The 17,825-nt window shown below is 50.6% G+C and carries 15 protein-coding genes; 6 read left to right on the forward strand and 9 right to left on the reverse strand.

Going from position 1 to position 17,825, the window contains the following annotated elements:
* The first annotated feature begins 28 nt into the window (after window positions 1-28).
* From PsW74_RS15725 to PsW74_RS15740, 4 genes are all read left to right on the forward strand, one after another.
* Window positions 29-1,480 carry an NAD-dependent succinate-semialdehyde dehydrogenase gene (locus tag PsW74_RS15725; RefSeq protein ID WP_063287752.1) on the forward strand — a complete coding sequence of 484 codons (1,452 nt, stop codon included), beginning with the start codon at window positions 29-31 and terminating at the stop codon, window positions 1,478-1,480.
* A gap of 14 nt (window positions 1,481-1,494) precedes the next feature.
* Window positions 1,495-1,872: a carboxymuconolactone decarboxylase family protein gene (locus PsW74_RS15730; protein WP_063287753.1), complete on the forward strand. Its 378-nt coding sequence runs from the start codon at window positions 1,495-1,497 to the stop codon at window positions 1,870-1,872.
* Between the two features lie 170 nt (window positions 1,873-2,042).
* Entirely contained in the window at window positions 2,043-2,669 is a 627-nt protein-coding gene (locus tag PsW74_RS15735) for a thioredoxin family protein (protein WP_343286501.1), read from the forward strand.
* Window positions 2,670-2,767: 98 nt separating this feature from the next.
* Window positions 2,768-4,885, forward strand: a complete 2,118-nt coding sequence (locus PsW74_RS15740; RefSeq protein ID WP_063287754.1) for a hypothetical protein — start codon at window positions 2,768-2,770, stop codon at window positions 4,883-4,885.
* A gap of 119 nt (window positions 4,886-5,004) precedes the next feature.
* On the opposite strand, the gene PsW74_RS15745 is transcribed toward PsW74_RS15740, so the two are convergent.
* The 4 genes from PsW74_RS15745 to PsW74_RS15760 all read right to left on the reverse strand — a co-directional run bounded on the left by PsW74_RS15745 (window position 5,005) and on the right by PsW74_RS15760 (window position 8,538).
* Window positions 5,005-6,333, reverse strand: a complete 1,329-nt coding sequence (locus PsW74_RS15745; protein ID WP_057462465.1) for a TRAP transporter large permease subunit — start codon at window positions 6,331-6,333, stop codon at window positions 5,005-5,007.
* On the reverse strand, window positions 6,330-6,869 hold the full coding sequence (locus tag PsW74_RS15750) for a TRAP transporter small permease (RefSeq protein ID WP_063287755.1): 540 nt from the start codon (window positions 6,867-6,869) through the stop codon (window positions 6,330-6,332). Before PsW74_RS15750 ends, PsW74_RS15745 begins: the two co-directional genes overlap by 4 nt.
* A 77-nt stretch (window positions 6,870-6,946) precedes the next feature.
* Complete coding sequence (locus PsW74_RS15755) at window positions 6,947-7,966, reverse strand: TRAP transporter substrate-binding protein (protein ID WP_063287756.1); 1,020 nt, start codon at window positions 7,964-7,966, stop codon at window positions 6,947-6,949.
* A gap of 41 nt (window positions 7,967-8,007) precedes the next feature.
* Window positions 8,008-8,538: a gluconokinase gene (locus PsW74_RS15760; RefSeq protein WP_057462462.1), complete on the reverse strand. Its 531-nt coding sequence runs from the start codon at window positions 8,536-8,538 to the stop codon at window positions 8,008-8,010.
* 110 nt (window positions 8,539-8,648) lie between these two features.
* Here PsW74_RS15760 and PsW74_RS15765 point away from each other — a divergent pair, with 110 nt between their 5' ends.
* Complete coding sequence (locus tag PsW74_RS15765; protein ID WP_063287757.1) at window positions 8,649-9,647, forward strand: LacI family DNA-binding transcriptional regulator; 999 nt, start codon at window positions 8,649-8,651, stop codon at window positions 9,645-9,647.
* A 27-nt stretch (window positions 9,648-9,674) separates the two neighbouring features.
* Here the strand turns inward: PsW74_RS15765 and dld are convergent, their stop codons facing one another.
* The 3 genes from dld to PsW74_RS15780 all read right to left on the reverse strand — a co-directional run bounded on the left by dld (window position 9,675) and on the right by PsW74_RS15780 (window position 14,603).
* Window positions 9,675-11,360, reverse strand: coding sequence for a D-lactate dehydrogenase (gene dld, locus PsW74_RS15770; protein ID WP_063287758.1), 1,686 nt, complete (start codon window positions 11,358-11,360; stop codon window positions 9,675-9,677).
* A 9-nt stretch (window positions 11,361-11,369) separates the two neighbouring features.
* Window positions 11,370-13,436 carry a TRAP transporter large permease subunit gene (locus PsW74_RS15775; protein WP_063287759.1) on the reverse strand — a complete coding sequence of 689 codons (2,067 nt, stop codon included), beginning with the start codon at window positions 13,434-13,436 and terminating at the stop codon, window positions 11,370-11,372.
* Window positions 13,437-13,538: 102 nt separating this feature from the next.
* The gene (locus tag PsW74_RS15780) at window positions 13,539-14,603 is read right to left on the reverse strand and encodes a TRAP transporter substrate-binding protein (RefSeq protein ID WP_057462476.1); all 1,065 of its coding nucleotides are present in this window, start codon (window positions 14,601-14,603) and stop codon (window positions 13,539-13,541) included.
* Between the two features lie 339 nt (window positions 14,604-14,942).
* Here PsW74_RS15780 and PsW74_RS15785 point away from each other — a divergent pair, with 339 nt between their 5' ends.
* A complete protein-coding gene (locus PsW74_RS15785; RefSeq protein ID WP_063287760.1) occupies window positions 14,943-15,728 on the forward strand; it encodes a FadR/GntR family transcriptional regulator in 786 nt (261 codons plus the stop codon).
* 74 nt (window positions 15,729-15,802) lie between these two features.
* Here PsW74_RS15785 and PsW74_RS15790 read toward each other — a convergent pair whose 3' ends face one another.
* Together PsW74_RS15790 and PsW74_RS15795 are read right to left on the reverse strand one after the other, a co-directional pair.
* The gene (locus PsW74_RS15790) at window positions 15,803-16,288 is read right to left on the reverse strand and encodes a DUF2478 domain-containing protein (RefSeq protein WP_063287761.1); all 486 of its coding nucleotides are present in this window, start codon (window positions 16,286-16,288) and stop codon (window positions 15,803-15,805) included.
* Window positions 16,289-16,479: 191 nt separating this feature from the next.
* A complete protein-coding gene (locus tag PsW74_RS15795; RefSeq protein ID WP_063287762.1) occupies window positions 16,480-17,748 on the reverse strand; it encodes a hypothetical protein in 1,269 nt (422 codons plus the stop codon).
* Window positions 17,749-17,825 lie beyond the last annotated feature (77 nt).

The following is a 17,825-nucleotide window of genomic DNA, read 5'->3' on the forward strand; positions in this document are numbered from 1 at the left end:
ACAACAATGAAAGACAAAGGGTGTCGCCATGGACCTGAAGCTGAACAACCCAAGCCTGTTGCAATCCGGTGCATATATCGATGGTAGCTTTGTTTCGCGCCAGAAAACCTTTGCAGTCAATAACCCTTCTACAGGTGAACTGATTGCCAATGTTGCCGATTGCTCGCGCTCTGATGTGGTCGATGCCATCACCGCCGCGAAGACTGCTCAAAAAGCATGGGGCAAGCGCACAGGCAAGGACCGTGCACAGGTTCTGAGACGCTGGTTCGACTTGCTGGTTGAAAATGCAGATGATCTTGCAACCATACTGACCGCGGAAATGGGGAAGCCGGTTGCAGAAGCAAAAGGTGAGATCCTTTACGGCGCCAGCTTCATTGAATGGTTTTCCGAAGAAGCAAAGCGTGTTTACGGCGACACTATTCCGGGACATCAGGAAGATAAACGCATCATGGTGATCAAGCAACCAGTCGGGGTTGTTGGAGCGATCACACCATGGAACTTTCCAAATGCGATGATCACTCGCAAAGCTGCGCCTGCACTGGCTGCTGGCTGTGCGATGATTGTAAAACCTGCTGCTGAAACACCTCTCTCCGCGCTTGCTTTGGCATTGCTGGCAGAACAAGCTGGCATTCCGAAAGGCGTGCTGAGCATCCTTCCATCAACGGATGCCGTTGCAGTCGGTGAAGAGCTGTGCACCAACGACATTGTTCAGAAGATCAGCTTCACCGGCTCTACAAATGTTGGCCGCATTCTCATGCGCCAAAGTGCTGACCAGATTAAGAAGCTCTCTCTGGAACTGGGCGGGAATGCACCGTTTATCGTGTTCAATGATGCAGATCTGGACAAGGCCGTTGAAGGTGCACTGATTTCCAAGTTCCGCAATGCCGGCCAAACCTGCGTTTGCTCCAACCGTATCTATGTACAGGATGGTGTTTACGACGCCTTCGCCAAAAAACTTGCGGATGCTGTTCGTAACCTGAGTGTTGGTGATGGCTTCCAATCCGGTGTGACCATCGGACCGCTCATCACAGAAGCTGCCGTTCAAAAGGTGGAATCCCACATCAAGAATGCACTTGAGAACGGCGCGAGAATTGTGTGCGGTGGTGAGCGCAGCGACAAAGGCGGCACCTTCTTTGAGCCAACTGTTCTTGCCAATGTGACCGGTGAGATGGACGTGGCAAGAGAAGAAACGTTCGGTCCGCTTGCTCCACTGTTCCGCTTCAAGGAAGTTGATGACGCCATTGCAGCAGCGAACGATACCGAGTTCGGTCTGGCCTCTTACTTCTACAGCAATGATCTCTCCACGGTCTACAAAGTGGCGGAAGAACTGGAGTACGGCATGGTAGGCGTCAACACCGGTCTGATCTCCACTGAAGTTGCACCATTTGGCGGCGTCAAACAATCCGGACTTGGCCGCGAAGGCTCCAAGTACGGTATCGAAGATTATGTTGAGATGAAATACATCTGCATCAGCGTTTAAGAGAGAAAACAAGAATGTCTGACCGGTTTGAAAAAGGCCTGAAACAACGCAAAGCAACCCTTGGCGCTGACTATGTAGAGGCCAACCTGGCAAAGGCGGACGACTTCAATCGTCCGTTTCAGGAAGCCATGACCGAATGGTGCTGGGGTTTCGGCTGGGGAGATGACGCTATCGATGCACCAACCCGCAGCCTGATGAATCTGGCCATGATCGGCGCACTCGGCAAAATGCACGAATGGGAACTGCACTGCGAAGGCGCACTGCGCAACGGCGTCACGAAAGAACAAATCCGCGCCGCCTGCCACATCGTCGCCATCTACGCCGGCGTCCCCGCCGGAGTAGAATGCTTCCGCAGCGCAAGAAAAGTGCTGGAAGAGGCGGGGGAGTTGTAATCGGTGCGAAGCAGGACTTAGTGCTTTGCATTGGGGTTCATACTCAAACTGTAAGAGAACATCGGACCGCGAGAGTGCAGGTTCGAACTCTTGGGTTGGGTATTCTAATAGACATTGCTTACCAAGCTATGACAACCTCTAGATAGATCAATTAGTTAAAGGGTGGCATTGTGCTTCTGAATACTCCTGTTTGTGACTTTGGTTGGAAGGCGCCGGATTTTGCGCTTAAGGACCCTCATGGAAATAGTTTCACCATGTCGGAATGTATTGGTGAAAAGGGGCTCCTGCTTGCGTTTGTTTGCAACCATTGCCCTTATGTGCAGGCGATTGGAGATCGGTTGGCGGCAGATACCAGCTTGCTCATCTCTGAAGGCTTTGGGGTTTTAGCAGTGATGTCCAATGACTATCACTCTGTTCCCGCAGATGCTCCGCGTAAGATGAAAGACTTTTCGCAATTGTATGACTTTGAATTTCCTTATCTGGTTGATGAAAACCAAACAGTAGGAAAGAGATATGGTGCAGTTTGCACGCCAGACTTCTTTGGTCTCAACAGCAAAAGTGAGCTACAATATCGTGGCCGCTTAGATGATGCAGGATTTAACGACCCGACCGGACGCAAAACCGAGCTTTTGGACGCTATGCAGTTAATTGCTGAAACAGGTCGAGGACCTGAAAACAGATCCCAAGCATGGGATGTTCGATCAAGTGGTCAAATTAGTTCCATAAGGTTGGTTCTGCGAAACTGGGTGTTTGGTTGCATGGAACATCTGCGTTTTAAGATGTGTGGCTATTATTGAAGTGTTCGTTAGTGTGGGTTGCATGTATCGATTGATACAGCGGAGGTCGTCTCCCTGATTTATGCAAGTGGTGTGTCCATTTTTTGAAAGACAGGCCATTGCCCAGCACCAGTATTGTATCTCAGCCGATTTCTCCGATCCTTCATACACTTGTTGAGGCTGAAACCGCCGCGCAAAATGAGTCGGTTAAGCTCTATACATCTGATAAAGGCTCCTCCCTTGGTGTTGAAACGCAAGAGCAGTTTCTGAGTTTCAAGGGAAACCGGGAGCAGCAACTTGAGCAGCTTCGAAAGGAGCTGCCGCAAGTGACGCTGAAATCGCCCTTACTGAATGGCACTGCTGCATTAAAAGCAGTCCCAGAAACTCTCCCTAAATCATATGACTGGGTTGGGGAACCGGTAGTGGGAGATGCGCCAGATCTTTCGACATTAAAGCCAAATATTACTGAGAAGTTTGCAGAGGGTGAGAGCCATATCTCAACCTATACGACAGCAGATGGTCACAATCTGGTCGGTAAAATTGAGAGAACTGTTGCCGCCGGGCACCTGAAGGCTGAACTGAGTGCATATAAGACAATCTATGAAAACGCAGGTGAGCACCCAAACCTAGGGAAAGTTTATGGGATGGCCTCGGTACCCTACGGTAGTTTGGTCAAAGAAGCCTTGGTGATGGATGAAGTTGTTGGCGATCGTGGCAGTGTCACCATGCGCAAATTGAATCAAGCGTGGAAGGCGGGGGATATCTCCAGCGCGCAATATTGGGGCAGTGTTCAATACATCGGGCAGAAACTGTTGGATGTTACCGGTCATATCAGTAAGGCTGGTTTAGTTCACAATGACATCAAACCAGACAATTACGTAGTGAGCGCAGAAACTGGTGAGCCTGTAATAATTGACCTTGGTTTACACTCCAAAGCTGGAGAGACAGCTAAAGGGTTTACCGAAGACTATAAAGCCCCTGAGGTACACCCGAGACATCCCCAAACTTCCGAAAAGAGCGATGTGTTCTCGGTTGGTGCAACCTTGCTTTCTGGCGTTGAACAAGGGCTTCGTGATGAGAACCACATGCCAAATGCTGGACTATGGCATTCAACGAAAATTAGCAGGGATGATGAAGGAAACGCAGTTAAGATCCCGGGGCTCGCGGCGGTTGAAACAGATTATTCCCGCTTTATGGACGGACTACAGAACACCATCAATCAGCGACCTGATGCCGCTGAAGCAGGTTCTCTTTCTTTCATCCAGGATAGTCTGATTGAGGAAAGTGAAGCCCGATCTGTACTGAAAGATGTGGTTTCAAATCCTAAATATGATGGCCGAGGTGCGCGCTCTGAGCGGCAAGTGACCGAAAAAGACATTCGAAACTCTTTTGGTGATGTGCGTAACGTCTTGGTGCAGCGTGCAAAAAACGAATCGCAAGGTGATGCTGCATTTGCGATTATCGAGCTGGGTAAGCAATGTAAAACGGTCATCAGAGCTGAAAAACAGGGCAATGCAGACAGTTCTGTCCTTGGGAGGCTACGTGAACTGGTTTCTAAGACATATCATACACTCTCTCAGTTCTCTGTTCATCACAATACAAATGCGCGAGAGTCTGAAGCCTATGAGGTTTCGAGGATTCTATCGCATGAAGTTTCTGAGTTTGAGCAGCTTGATCCTCAGTTGATGACAGAGCCCAAACTAAAGAATTTGCATGAGCTGGAGCTGCTGGAGACCCGCCTTTCCGCCGTTTTAGACTTAACTATTCCTGCTGGCAAGCAGTCTACAATGCCGCCAGACGATGTGTTGGTGAGCCTTTATTATTTGACTGGTAAACAGATTGAAGTGCGAGATGCTATTTCTCAGCTAAAAGAAAGCCAGGCAAAAATAGAAGCGTATCAGCAAGCTCATAGCGAGCAGGATCTCTCTTGGTTACCTGTGGCAGAAGATGCCTTGCAAACTTTTGAGGCGACGCACCCGCGAGTTGTAAGCAGCTGGGGTCATGAAGCTGAATTGCATGCCAAAGTTAATTCAGAAAATGCGCAAAAGGCTTGGGAGAAAGTTGAACATCTGCAGCCTGAGCTGGAACGTTTGTCTGAAGACTTGAAATCTGTGCTCTCTTTGCTTGGCCCGGGTCCCTACCCGACAGATCGCTTGGGCGCTTTGAGAGAGGACTATTCTCAGAAACTGGGCACTGTCGATACGTTGCTTCGTTTAGAACGAGAGTGGGTGATCTAGCATAATACTGCAAATAAAGATTGTGCTGCAGTGGGTGACTGCCAGAAGCAGATAGGCTTAAACAACAAAAGAGCCTGCGGTGGTCGCAGGCTCTTTCTTCAGCGTGGTTATTGTTTTTGTTAGCTGACTGCGATGCCGGGGAAGATGATCAGCAGGGCGACGGCTACGATCTGGATCATGATGAATGGCAGTAATGCTCTGAAAATCTCGCCCAGACTTATATCGGGCGGAGCCACGCTCTTCAGGTAGAAGGCCGCGGGTCCAAATGGCGGTGACAGGAAGCTCACCTGCATGTTCATGGCAAAGACAACGCCGAACCAGATTGGATCGTAACCAAGCTGTGAGACGATTGGCACGAAGATCGGCATGGTAAGCAATGCGATGCCAACCCAATCCAGGAACATGCCAAGCACGAACAGGATGAGCATCATGAACAGGATCACGACGGTTGGATCGTCGGAGATACCTGTGATCAGCGCCTGAACAAAGCGGATACCACCCATCAAGTTGAACACGCCGACCAGTGCAGAGGCCCCTACTCCAATCCAAACGATCATACCAACAGTTGATAAGGTCTGCTTAGCTGCCCCCATGATGAGCTTGACTGAAAATTCACGGCGGATGATTGTTGAGATGGTTACGCCGAGCACACCGATGGCAGACGCCTCAGTCACACTCGCGATGCCGCCATAGATAGAGCCAAGAACGAACACCACAACGAGGATCGGAAGAAACAGGCCTTTCAGGAGGCGCATTTTTTCCGCGATTGGGATCTCGCCAGCTTCTGGAATTGGCGCGACTTCAGGGTTGGAATAGGCGCGGATCAGAATATAGGCGGCGTACATGCCTGCAAGCATCAGGCCTGGGAAGAACGCTGCCGTGAACAGATCGCCGATAGAAACACTCGCTGTCAGACCGTAGATGATTAGCACGATGGATGGCGGGATCATTGTACCCAGTGCACCACCTGCACAGCATACGCCAATGGCAAGTTTGCGGTCGTAGCCAAGACGCAGCATCTGCGGCAGGGCGATGACGCCGAGTAGAACAACTTCACCACCGATGATGCCGGACATGGCCGCCAGAACAACAGCCACGAGAAGTGTCTGGATAGCGATGCCACCGCGCAGACGCCCACCAACGAGGCGCATGGCGTCAAACAGGTCCTTGGCTATGCCCGATCGATCCAGGATCGCGGCCATAAGCACGAACATGGGAACGGAGACGAAAACGAAGGAGTTCACGAAGCTGAAGATGCGGCTGACGATCAGCGGCACGGCGCCCGGGCCGAACCAGCCCAGTGCGAAAATGAGAGCAACAAGCAGTGTGACGAAAGCAAGAGGCATGCCCGTCAGCAGCAGCAGAAGCAATGAGCCGAACATCAGAACCGTAGCCAGCTCGATGCCCAGAGCTTTAAAATCCGGGATCAGGACGAGTAAATCGGTCATTTTTTCTTAGCGTAGTTGACGGCCAGAATTGCAAATTGCAGGCACATGAGAATAAGGATACCAAGCAGGAACAGCTTTAGCAGACCTGGTGTTGGCGGGTTCCATGCAGAGCCGGAGGTCTCCAGACGGAAATCACCGGCGGGTGTCCAGATTGCGCGTTTTACAACGAGCCAGCCTGCCCAGGAAAACAAGGCGCTGGCGAGCGCACAGGCAATGGAGATAGCAACGTTAAAGACACGCCGAAGCTCGGGAGAGAGTGCATCGTAAATCAGAACCACACGGATGTGTTTGTTCGTCGATGCGCAGTAAAGACCACCAAAAAGGAATGTTGTCGCCGTCAGGAAGATGACGGTTTCGTGGGCCCAAATGGTTGGTGAATTAAACAGATACCGCATTGCGACTTCAAAAATCAGAATTGCCGCAGACGATACGATTGCAAGTGAAAAGAGTGCGCTGAGTTTTGCTATTATGCGCCCGAACAGCCCCGCTTCAGGTATGGCTCTTTGGCCAGCGTCTTTTTCTTCGTGATCTGACATTCACCCTGCCTCCCCGCTAGGTACCGAACCGTCGGGGAACTTGACGGTCCGGTATGTTTCACGCGATTTAAATCAGCTTACTGAGCAAGCAGACCTTGCTCTTTCAGGTAAGCGGACAGTACCGCGTAAACGCGTTTTGCGTTATCAGACTTCTCAGCAACTTTCTCCCACTGAGAACGTGCAATTGCACGGAACTTAGCGCGTTCTTCTGCAGACCAGTTGTGAACGGTGATGTTTGGATCTGCAATAGCTTCTGCTACTGCAACAGCATCACGCATGGACAGCTGAGCAGTCATGTCACGTGCGAAGTCACGAACAGACATTTCCATGATAGCCTGAATGTCGGCTGGCATGCTGTCCCATGTTTCTTTGTTCATGGAAACTTCAACCAATGGCATGGAGTGGAAGCCTGGGTACACCGGATGACCTGCTACAGCATGCATGCCCTGCTGGTGGTTGGTTGAGAACACTGTGTAGTCTGCTGCGTCGATCACGCCTTTATCTAGCGCGGTGAACACTTCAGAACCTGGCAGGTTCACAGGTGCTGCGCCTGCAGCAGCGAATACGTTCTGTACCAGACCTTCTGGAGCACGCATTTTCAGACCCTTCAGGTCATCAACGCCGTCCAGAGGAACCTTGGAGATGAATGCTTCAAGACCAGGAGTGGTTGCACCGATGAACTGAAGACCATATGGGTTCAGCAGTTCATTCATCAGCTGCTTGCCGCCGCCATACTCCATGAAATTGAGCATTTCGGATGGAGAACCGTATGCACCAACCGGGTTTGCGATCAGACCGAAGGCTGCATCTTTACCGGTGAAGTAAGAGGTGTCAGTGATGTGACCGTCAATGATACCTGCTGCAACAGCGTCCTGAGTTTCAGTGTGCTGAACGATTGTGCCAACTGGCAGCATTTCAACATTAACACGGTCGTTGGTAAGAACGCCAACACGTGCTGCCCAAGCCTGCTGAAGTTCAAAGTTTGGGTTACCAGCCGGGTCAGAAGACTGGAAACGCAGAGAATAATCTGCTGCAAGTGCCGTTGTGGCGGTGGATGCTGCAATGACTGCTGCAGCTGCAAATTTCAAAAACTTCATACTCACAGTACCTCCCTGAAGAGTATTCGATATTGGCGGCCTTAGGCCACAGTTTCCGGCATGATCTGGCGCAAAATTTGATTGATGATGTCAGTTTTAGCGCCACTCACGTCGACGTTGATGTGCAGCTCGTCCAAAGACGGAGGCTGCAAAATTTCTAACTGGCTGTCCAGCAGCTCAAGTGGCATGAAATGATCCTGCCGATTGAGCATTCTTTCGCGAATGATATCTTTTGATCCTGAAAGGAAGATAAAACAGGCATGAGGCAAATAAGTGCGGATGATGTCACGGTAAGATCGCTTAAGGGCGGAACACGCAACAACAACAGCAGGTGTTGCTTCTTGTTTGTTTAAGTCAACGATCGCTTGCGAAAGATCATTCAGCCAAGGTCGGCGCATATCATCCGTTAGCGGATGCCCCCGACCCATTGCTTCAATATTGCCTTCAGGATGAAAATCATCGGCCTCGACATAGGTCGCCGGTAAACACGTAGCCAAAGCGCGTGCCACTGAAGTTTTGCCGACGCCACAAACACCCATGACGACAAATACTGATTTTTTATAGTCTTCCACGGCCCTAATTTTCCTCCTAAGAGAATTTGATCATAAATGATTGCGCAATCATTTTGCAAGAGGTATCTGAAATATCTACAAAGGCGCTCAGGAATAGGGAGAATTTTTTGATGCCAAAACCAACGCTTGTAGATGTTGGACGAGAAGCTGGCGTTAGCGCAATCACAGTTTCCCGCGCACTTCGCTCACCGGAAAAGGTGTCTGAGGCATTGCGTGCGAAAGTTGAAATTGCTGTGAAAAAACTTGGCTATGTGCCAAACCAGTCGGCTTCTACTCTTGCGTCAAATAAGTCCAGCTCCATCGTGGTTATGGTCCCTTCCATCTCCAACAACGTATTCACTGATGTGCTTGGCGGAATCAGCGATGCGTTGCACGGATCGCGCTTTAATATGCAGATCGGTTACACCAATTACGACTCGCAGGAAGAAGAACGCATCCTGCGATCATTCCTGAACCCTACTCCCTCCGGCGTGATTATTTCTGGTCTTGAGCAAACTGAAGAAACCAGGCAAATGCTTGAGAATGCAGGCGTTCCTGTCGTGCAAATTATGGACATCAGCCCGAAACCCATCGACATGATTGTTGGTTTCTCGCATGATCAGGCCGCAGAGACGGCGACGCTACATCTGATCGATTCGGGTTACAAAAACATCGGCTTCATTGGCGCGCAAATGGACCCGCGTTCTCTGAAACGTCTGGCTGGCTTCAAAAAAGCAATCAAAGACAATGGCGAGCTACGCGAGCAGTGCATTGCGGTGACGAACGAGCCTTCCAACGTGCGGTTGGGTGCAACGTTGCTGGATAAGCTCACCTCGCAGTTCCCCGAGTGCGACGCAGTTTTTTGCAACAACGATGACTTGTCTGTGGGTGTGCTGTTTGAATGTCAGCGACGTGGCATCAAGGTTCCTGAAGAGCTTGGCATTTGCGGTTTTAATGATCTGGGCATCTCATCCGAGACCGTCCCAAGCATCACCTCGGTGACCACTCCGTTGCGAGAGATCGGTCGTCTTGCCGGTGCAATGGTGATTGGCGAGGAAGGTGTGCCTTCGACTCCGATTGTTGACTTGAGCTACACTATTTCAGCGCGAGAAAGCACCAAAAGAATTTAGGCCAGAGCAGACACTCTGGCCTTTGTGTCAGTGGTAGTGTTTGCAACGGGACGTTTTGCCAAGACCCGGATTAAAGCTGTTTGTCGGGTCTATGGACTTATAGAACTCGACCAGGTCCGGTTTGGCTTTATAGATATGCCCGACATTGTGTTCCGCCGGATATTCCGCGCCGCGTGTGTCCAAAATCTCAAGCATTTCCTGCTTGAGGGCTGCCACATCTACGCCCTTTTTCACGATGTAATCCTGATGCAGCACATGGCACATGAAGTGGCCATAGTAGAGCCGATGGATCAGCTTGTCTTCGATATGCGCAGGTAATTGCTCAAACCAACTGCGATCATCCCGACGCAGTGCGATATCCAGTGCAAGAATGTCTTCTGCAGCATCTTCGTGCACCGCTTTGTAACGGATTGCGGCACCTGCTGCTGCAAAGCGATGAAGTGCGGCCATCTTGCCTTCAGTCGCATCACAAGCGAAGAAGTCACCTGAACGAGATGCAAAGAAATCCTTTAGGAAGGCTCCTGCCTCATCAATGCCTTCGTCGCTCATCTTAAGGATGAGATGGTGTTCGTAATCTCTGCGATACTGAGACATGCGTTTTGGCAGAACATCCGGCCAGACCTTCGCAAGCACTTGCATGAAGCGGTCCGTCAGGTTCTTTGGGAGGAAGCTGATCTTGTTCAGATACGCATCCACCGCCCCCTTCAGAGCAAAGAAAGTCGGCAGGCGATCTGTGCCGAGGTGGTTGATCATAACGACGGTGTCTTTGCCGTACTTCTCTGAGATGTCATAGGCTTCGCGGTGCATGTACTCCGCAGAAACCGGGAGGCTCTCAAAGTTCGACAGGATATGGCGGCGCAGCTCAGTCAGTTCTGCTGGATCATTGGTGCCAATGTAGAAGGTCTTTTCAGCACCTGCTTTGGGGAACGTATCCAGACGAACAGCAAACACGCCAAGCTTACCAGCACAGCCGCTGGCCTCATAAAGACGGCGTTTATCGGCATTAAAACGCGCCGGTGTCGCGGCGTCCACATCGCGGACACGGCTGTGGTACTCACTGTCTGACGCTTTCTGGTTGGTGTCATTCACATCAGCTGGAACGTAATTGCCACTTTCCAGATTGCTCAGAATTTCCTCAGCTGAGTTGCCAAGTTCAATCCCAAGATGATTGACGAGAACCAGCTCACCATCCGCATTGAGCTGTGCGAACAGAGAAAGCTCAGTGTAAGAGGGACCACGCTCAATGAGCGAGCCGCCAGAGTTGTTGCAGACACCACCAATGATGGAAGCGCCAATGCAGGACGAGCCGATGACCGAGTGTGGCTGGCGACCCAGTGGAGCCAGTAGTTTCTCCGAATCGAACAGAGTAGAGCCGGGAAAGCTGATGATTTGCTTGCCGTCGTCCAGAGCCTGAATCTGTGTCATCCGGTTGGTGTTGATGAGCACGACATCGCGCTCATAAGTCCCCTTTGGCGTCGAGCCCTCCGTCAGTCCGGTATTGGCGGCTTGCATGATGACGATCTTATCTGCCGCAACACAGGCTTCCAGCACCTTCCACTGCTCTAACAGCGTGCCGGGACGTACGACTGCAATCGCCTCCCCTTCTCCAGAGCGGAACCCTTTACGGAACCGCTCTGTCTTTTTCGGGTCGCTGAGAACGTGGCGAGTGCCAACGACTTTCTCAAACTGCTTGATCAGCTCTGCGTTGTTCATCTCGGCATCCTAATAGGCGACGGATGGCAGCCATGTGGCCAATGGAGGCAGGAAGTACACCAGCATTAGGCCCAGCAACTGCAGTAATACGAACGGAATGATACCGCGGTAGATGTCTGTCAGTTTGATCTCAGGCGGACACACGCCCTTCAGGTAGAACAAGGCGAAGCCAACGGGCGGTGTCAGGAACGAAGTCTGCAGGGTGACTGCAACAAGGATTACGAACCAGATCAGTGCAGGCTCATCAATCACCCCATAGCCACCAATATCGAGGCCAAGGCCGTTGATGATTGGACGCATCAGAGGCAACACGATCAGCGTGATCTCAATCCAATCCAACACGAAGCCGAGCAGGAAAACGATGAACAGGATGAACAGAACTGTTCCGTTGGCGCCAAAGCCGGTGGAAGCCACCATCTCTTCGATCAACGCATCACCGCCCATCTCACGCAGGACGTAGGAGAAAATGGTTGCGCCGAGGAAGATGGCAAAGATGTAAGCGGTGGTGTTGAAGGTCGACTTCAGCACGTTGACCAACTTGCGGAATGTAAGCTTGCGATAGCCGAGTGCCAGCAGAGTTGCGCCGAGTGCACCGATGCCGGAAGCTTCTGTTGGCGTGGTCAGACCTGCGAAGATAGAGCCCAGCACGGCAAGGATCAGCAACAAGGTTGGAAGGGCGGCGATCAAAACATCCTTGATCGCGTGCCAATCTGGTGCCTTCGCGCCTTCTGGCACTGGTGCTGCATCGCGTTTAACAAGAGCAACAACGAAGATGTACACCAGATACAGCATGCCAATGATGATGCCCGGGAAGACTGCTGCCATGAACAGGTCACCAACGGACAGCGCCATCTGGTCTGCCATAATCACCAGCATGATGGATGGCGGAATGAGGATGCCCAATGTACCAGATGCAGACACCACGCCCGCAGCTAGTGACTTAGAGTACTTCTGCTGCATCATGGACGGGAGAGACAACACACCGAGCAGCACAACAGAGGCACCAATGATGCCGGTAGAGGCTGCTAGGATGATGCCGATCAGCGTCACCGTGATCGCGAGACCGCCGCGTACTGTACCAAACAGCTTCTGCATGGAGGTCATAAGGCGTTCAGCCACGCCGCTTTCGTCCAACATCAGGCCCATGAAGATGAACATAGGCAGAGCAACAAGAACAGCATTGGACATGGTCGCATAAACACGGTTTACGGTAGCGCCCAATGTCAGATAGTCGAGGCCGGTGAAGGTGCTTTCAAGGCCGGTCCAGACCATGTAGTCATTGTCAAACAGGTAAGCCAAGCCGCAATAACCAATGCCTACGCCCGCCAGCACCCATGCAACTGGGTAGCCGGAAAAGAGCAGTGCGATGAAGCTCAGGAACATTGCTATGACGAGTTTTTCTTCGGTGGTCTCGACGAGGAAAGACAAGCCATACGCAACAATAGCAAAGCCAAGGAATGCGAGGAGGATCAGGCGGATGTCCTTCCCTTTCCGCTCGCTCTCACTGTCGACCCAGATTGCGTGAACGTCGTGAATAAGGCGGGCGAGTGCTGCAACTCCCAGCAGAACAAAGCTTAGCGGGATCACCGCTTTGAGTGCCCAACGCGCAGGCAGGCCAGTTGGGCTGGAGGAGCGTTCGCTCACACGGAAACTGTCGTAGAAATAGTCATAGCCTTGATCCACCATGAGGTAGATGAAAGGAACCAAAAGCGCAGAAATGCCGATGATTTCGATGAAGCGTTGTGTCCGCGGGCTCAGCTGCATGTGCAGCAGATCCACCCTTACGTGGCTATCTGTGACCAGCGCGTAGGAGATGCCCACCATGGTCACCAGACCGTAGATGTGCCACTGAAGTTCATCAAGCTTAGGGAAGTTGTAGTTAAACAGATAACGCATTGTTACCTGAGTGACGATTGCAAGGATCAGCAGCAGGTTGGCCCACATTACAACGTGGCCAACGCCTTTTACAAAGTGATCCAGTGCAACGGCTATGGGTTGTTTGTCAGTGTCTTCGTGCTCGAGAATTTCTTCAAAGAGCTCAATTGGATCTGAAGTGTCCTGAGGATTTTTTATCATAGCATTCACTCTTGCAGGTCAACGCCGCAACTATCTGGTCTGGAAGGCTGAGGCCAATAGTAGAAATGGGAGCGGCAAAGAAAAGCCGCTCCCAGGTTTTTATTACTTACGCGGCAGGAACGCGTTTTCTTTCCAGATTTTGTAGTTATCGCGGAACTGGTTGAGGTCAGTCAGAACCTTTGCGAAGAATGCATCGTTTGCAGCTTCTTCCTGAGCAACGTCGTTCCATGTTGAACGGAACACGTCGAGCATTTCAGGAGACCACTGCTTGATCTGAACGCCGTTGTTGTTGACGTTGTCGAGCAGAGCTTCGTGCTGGATTGCTTCACCTTCAGCAAAACTGTCGGTGACAGATGCCTTACATGCGTTCTCAATGATCGCTTTGTGAGTGTCGCTTGCTTTGTTCCAAACGTCTTTGTTGATCAGCAGTTCGAAGACGGTTGCCTGCTGATGCCAACCTGGGAAGTAATTATACTTTACCAGTTTGTGGAAGCCGAGGCGTGCGTCAATGGCAGGCATAGAGAATTCGGTCGCGTCAATCGCGCCTTTCTCAAGCGCCGGGAAGATTTCACCGCCTGGCAGCAGAGAAGTTGCAACGCCAAGCTTCTGCATAACTTTACCACCAAGGCCGAAGAAGCGCATTTTCAGGCCCTTCAGGTCTTCAGGAGAATTGATCTCCTTAGCGAACCAGCCGGATGTCTCTGGAGCGATGATCGCACATGGCATAACTTTTACGTTGTAGCCAGCCTGATCGTACATTTCCTGGTACAGGGACAGGCCGTTGCCGTAGTAAAGCCAAGCCGCATATTCACCAGCTTCTGGGCCAAAAGGAACAGCAGAGAACAGCGGAGCTGCAGGAATTTTACCAGCCCAATAGCCAGCTGTTGTGTAGCCGGAATTGATTTTGCCTGAAGAAACAGCGTCGAGAATTTCAAATGGTGGAACCAGCTTGCCCGGCTCATACACCTTCATTTTGATGGTGCCGCCAGACATCAGCTTCAGCTGGTCAGCGACACGAGGAATTGGGCTTCCCAAACCTGGCAGAGAGGTAGAGAAGGCAATTGGTGTCTTCAGCAGCAGCTTGTCGGCTGCGTTTGCGATAGGAGCTGCGAGCACAGATGCAGCTACAGAGGCGGCGAGAGCAAGGCTTAAGACAGATTTTTTCATGTTTCCTCCAAATGGCATTCGGCTGCTAAACGCGCTTTTGCGCTGTCCTCCCAAGCAGCTGACTAATGGTAAATAATATTGACCTCTGAAATAAATCAAGAAATATATTTTGCAGTTTTAGCCGTTTTTCGGGCTTGACACGGGGGTAAATACTAATGGTGTGGATGCGTAGAATTGTTGGGTTTGTATACCTAAGGGATAGAAAATTCGCTGTAAAACAACGTATTAGTGCGTAATACATGCTTTGATATATCAATATTGTGGCTCTCGGCACTCTTCCCCTTGAATTGGAAAATAAAATCGACCAATATTGGAATTGTGACCGGCAGGAAGTGTGAAATGGTGTCTGTAGATTATCTTTTTGAGCCTATCGACCACGATACAGTGGTGGATTCTGTAACTGAGCAGATTGAGGGACTCATTTTGGCCGGCGTGCTGAAAGAGGGGACTAAGCTGCCCTCTGAAAGAGATATTTCTGAGCGTATGGGTGTCTCTCGTCCGAAGGTTCGTGAAGCACTGAAGCGGCTGGAGGATTCCAACCTCATTGCTATCCGTCACGGTGAAGGATCGTTCATAGCGCCTCTTATCAGTGCAGCTATGAGCCCTGCCTTGATCAATCTGATCAGCCGCAATCAGACGGCTTTTTATGACTACCTTGAATATCGACGCGTTCAGGAGGGGTTTGCAGCTCGTCTGGCCGCTGAGCGTACAACCAAACTGGATCTTGAGCGACTTGAGGCTATTCTCGTAAATCTAAGGGAAGCGCAGGCCAATGGCGACGATATTGCTTCAAAGAAGAATGATATCGCGTTCCATTTGGCGATTGTGGATGCAGGTCACAATGCCATGCTTATTCATATGATGTCTTCCATCTATGAGCTGACGCAGAAGGGTGTCTTCTATAATCGCGAATTCTTGCGCTCTATTGATGGGACTGGGGAGCAGCTGTTAGAGCAGCACGAGGAAATCGGCAGGGCTATCTTCACGCGAAATGGCGCAAAGGCTGAAGAGGCCGCGCATCGGCACATTGATTTCGTGGAGACGTCTTTCCGTCTCGGACAGGATCAACAGCGCCGTGAGCTTATCTCCTCAAAACTCTTTGCGTTGCAAAGAGGTGAAGAATAATTACCACTCTTACGTATTGGGAATAGAGAGGATCATTCGCAACGGCTATGGCGAATGATCCATGTTATCAGTGCCTAGCGATTTTCAACCCAAGCGGTGAGGTCAGTAACGTTTGGTTCTACGAACTCTGCCATGCCACCGGAGAATTCTTTAAAAGCATCGATGTTGATGTGGTTGGTACCAACAAGGACAGATGCTCCGCTTTCCAGGGCTTTCACAATCAAATCACGAAAACCGCTGCCATTGGCTTCCTGCTCACCAAACTTGTTCAGGATAAACACGTCAAACGGCTCGTCGATCCGCTGAGTAACTTCGCCTGCAGCTTGCGCGAGGGCTGATGTGTCTAACCGGCAGCCTGAAGACTCTTTGCCAAGGGATTGTGTGATGGAGATCTGTGGTCCGTCTGGGAGGACCAGAACGTCCATGTCGCAGCGATGGCGATCTTCGTTGACCGTATCTGCCTGCACGATACCGCAGGTCCGTATGCCGTTTTTCCGAAGTTTCTCGGAAAGCTCTGTCAGCACCAGTTTCCCTTTTGGTAGGGTGTAAGCAATTCTCATCTGGGGTCTTCCTTGCGCTTCTGTTTTTTCAGCTATGTGAAAACTCTCATATCAAACTGTAATAATACTGGTTTGATCTACGCAAGGTTACCCCTGCGGCGAATGCGCACAATTATTATGAGGAATGTGTTTTTGCGCATTTACCGCAAGAGAGGTTAACTTGATTTCGTGCAGTTTGGGTATCTTTGAGCCTATCCTACATGAGCAAGCTCATCCCCTTGATAGCTTTGTGCTTTTGAGGTCGTCTCTTCTTCTGGAGACGAAATTGTTTGTTTGTTTGTCAGCAAAGCCATAATGCCAGGTGACGATGTTGGGTCATATCGTGCTGTGGCATCTAACCCTCCAGTGAGCGTGATGGATTGAACCCGAATTGGCTCTGCCTGTTGATTCTGGTGGAGAAGCTGGAGTTCTTTCCCTTCAAGTAATTCATATGGCCGCTCTGAAGTCAGGTGAATCCTATCCTCCTCTATACGGCGGAGGATGATAGGTGTCTTATTGCCAGTGCTGGATTGGATGACACCTGTTGCGTTCGTATCAATGAGAGCTGCCGCGTTTGAAAGGCTATGACGAGCGAAAATTTCGTCGTAATCATGGGAAGGATAGTGACGGCGAAGTAGGTCAAGATCTTCTCGTGTGAGCGAGTTAGCGCCTTGAATTAGTCCGTGCAAAAAGTGGTCAAGGTGTTCTGGGCGCCAACGATTACCGTTGTAAGCGGAGGTGACTTTGCTAAGGCTTTGGAAGCTGCTGAATTCGTATTCCATGTAATATTTGAACACGTTTTTCTCGTCCGGAGCGTCTTTGTACATCGCCGCATAGTCTTGGTGCATTTCTGTGAAATTTAGATAGGCCCCCGTCGCGGTTGTGCCGTTTACATAATCGAACGCATCGATCACCTCCTCACTCAATCTGCGAAAGAGCAGGAGGGCCTCATAGAAAACCATGTGTTTTGGAGTGGAGGCCATCACAAGATCGTGGATGCCCAGATCTTCACGGGCAACTTGAAACATGTACTTCAATAGAGCGTGGATGAGTGCGCCATCCTGTGAGCGATAATCAGGATGAATAGTTAGTGAGGATGCTTCGGCAATCCGGCGGTTCCAGCGTTGAATGTGTTTGAGTGAAAAAATCTGCTCCACGGGGAGTTCTTCAAGAGATTTGATGATGATGGTGGTGGTGCCAATGACGGTATCACCCTGCTTTGCAATGAGTGTGTAACAGGATGGAAGGACATAAAACGGGGTGAACCGATAGCCGCTTCCGTCCTCCCTCATATAGCCGACTTGAGTGTAGGACTCGTAGAGTAATCTGCAAACCTGAGAGAGTTCATCAGGTGTGTCCGCGAGCTTGAAAATAACATTCTCGGGCGGTGTGTTTTGCAGCTTCACCCTTCTTCTGTGAATGGAAAAACGACGTGCCTTTTGGGCTTCGTGGGCTGTTTCTGATTTAATTGTATTGCTCATGCTCAATAACCTTTACTTGAACAACGTTGTGCAAGTGAGAATAAAAATCGATATTAGCTAAAGTTATAAATCTGATA

The sequence above is a fragment of the Pseudovibrio sp. W74 genome (assembly GCF_001623085.1).
Taxonomy (GTDB): Bacteria; Pseudomonadota; Alphaproteobacteria; order Rhizobiales; family Stappiaceae; genus Pseudovibrio.

Bases quoted from the DNA above. Each gene is read 5' to 3' on its own strand.
- PsW74_RS15725 (WP_063287752.1), top strand. From the start codon at position 29: ATGGACCTGAAGCTGAACAACCCAAGCCTGTTGCAATCCGGTGCATAT.
- PsW74_RS15730 (WP_063287753.1), top strand. From the start codon at position 1,495: ATGTCTGACCGGTTTGAAAAAGGCCTGAAACAACGCAAAGCAACCCTT.
- PsW74_RS15745 (WP_057462465.1), bottom strand. From the start codon at position 6,333: ATGACCGATTTACTCGTCCTGATCCCGGATTTTAAAGCTCTGGGCATC.
- PsW74_RS15750 (WP_063287755.1), bottom strand. From the start codon at position 6,869: ATGTCAGATCACGAAGAAAAAGACGCTGGCCAAAGAGCCATACCTGAA.
- PsW74_RS15755 (WP_063287756.1), bottom strand. From the start codon at position 7,966: ATGAAGTTTTTGAAATTTGCAGCTGCAGCAGTCATTGCAGCATCCACC.
- PsW74_RS15765 (WP_063287757.1), top strand. From the start codon at position 8,649: ATGCCAAAACCAACGCTTGTAGATGTTGGACGAGAAGCTGGCGTTAGC.
- dld (WP_063287758.1), bottom strand. From the start codon at position 11,360: ATGAACAACGCAGAGCTGATCAAGCAGTTTGAGAAAGTCGTTGGCACT.
- PsW74_RS15775 (WP_063287759.1), bottom strand. From the start codon at position 13,436: ATGATAAAAAATCCTCAGGACACTTCAGATCCAATTGAGCTCTTTGAA.
- PsW74_RS15780 (WP_057462476.1), bottom strand. From the start codon at position 14,603: ATGAAAAAATCTGTCTTAAGCCTTGCTCTCGCCGCCTCTGTAGCTGCA.
- PsW74_RS15785 (WP_063287760.1), top strand. From the start codon at position 14,943: ATGGTGTCTGTAGATTATCTTTTTGAGCCTATCGACCACGATACAGTG.
- PsW74_RS15790 (WP_063287761.1), bottom strand. From the start codon at position 16,288: ATGAGAATTGCTTACACCCTACCAAAAGGGAAACTGGTGCTGACAGAG.
- PsW74_RS15795 (WP_063287762.1), bottom strand. From the start codon at position 17,748: ATGAGCAATACAATTAAATCAGAAACAGCCCACGAAGCCCAAAAGGCA.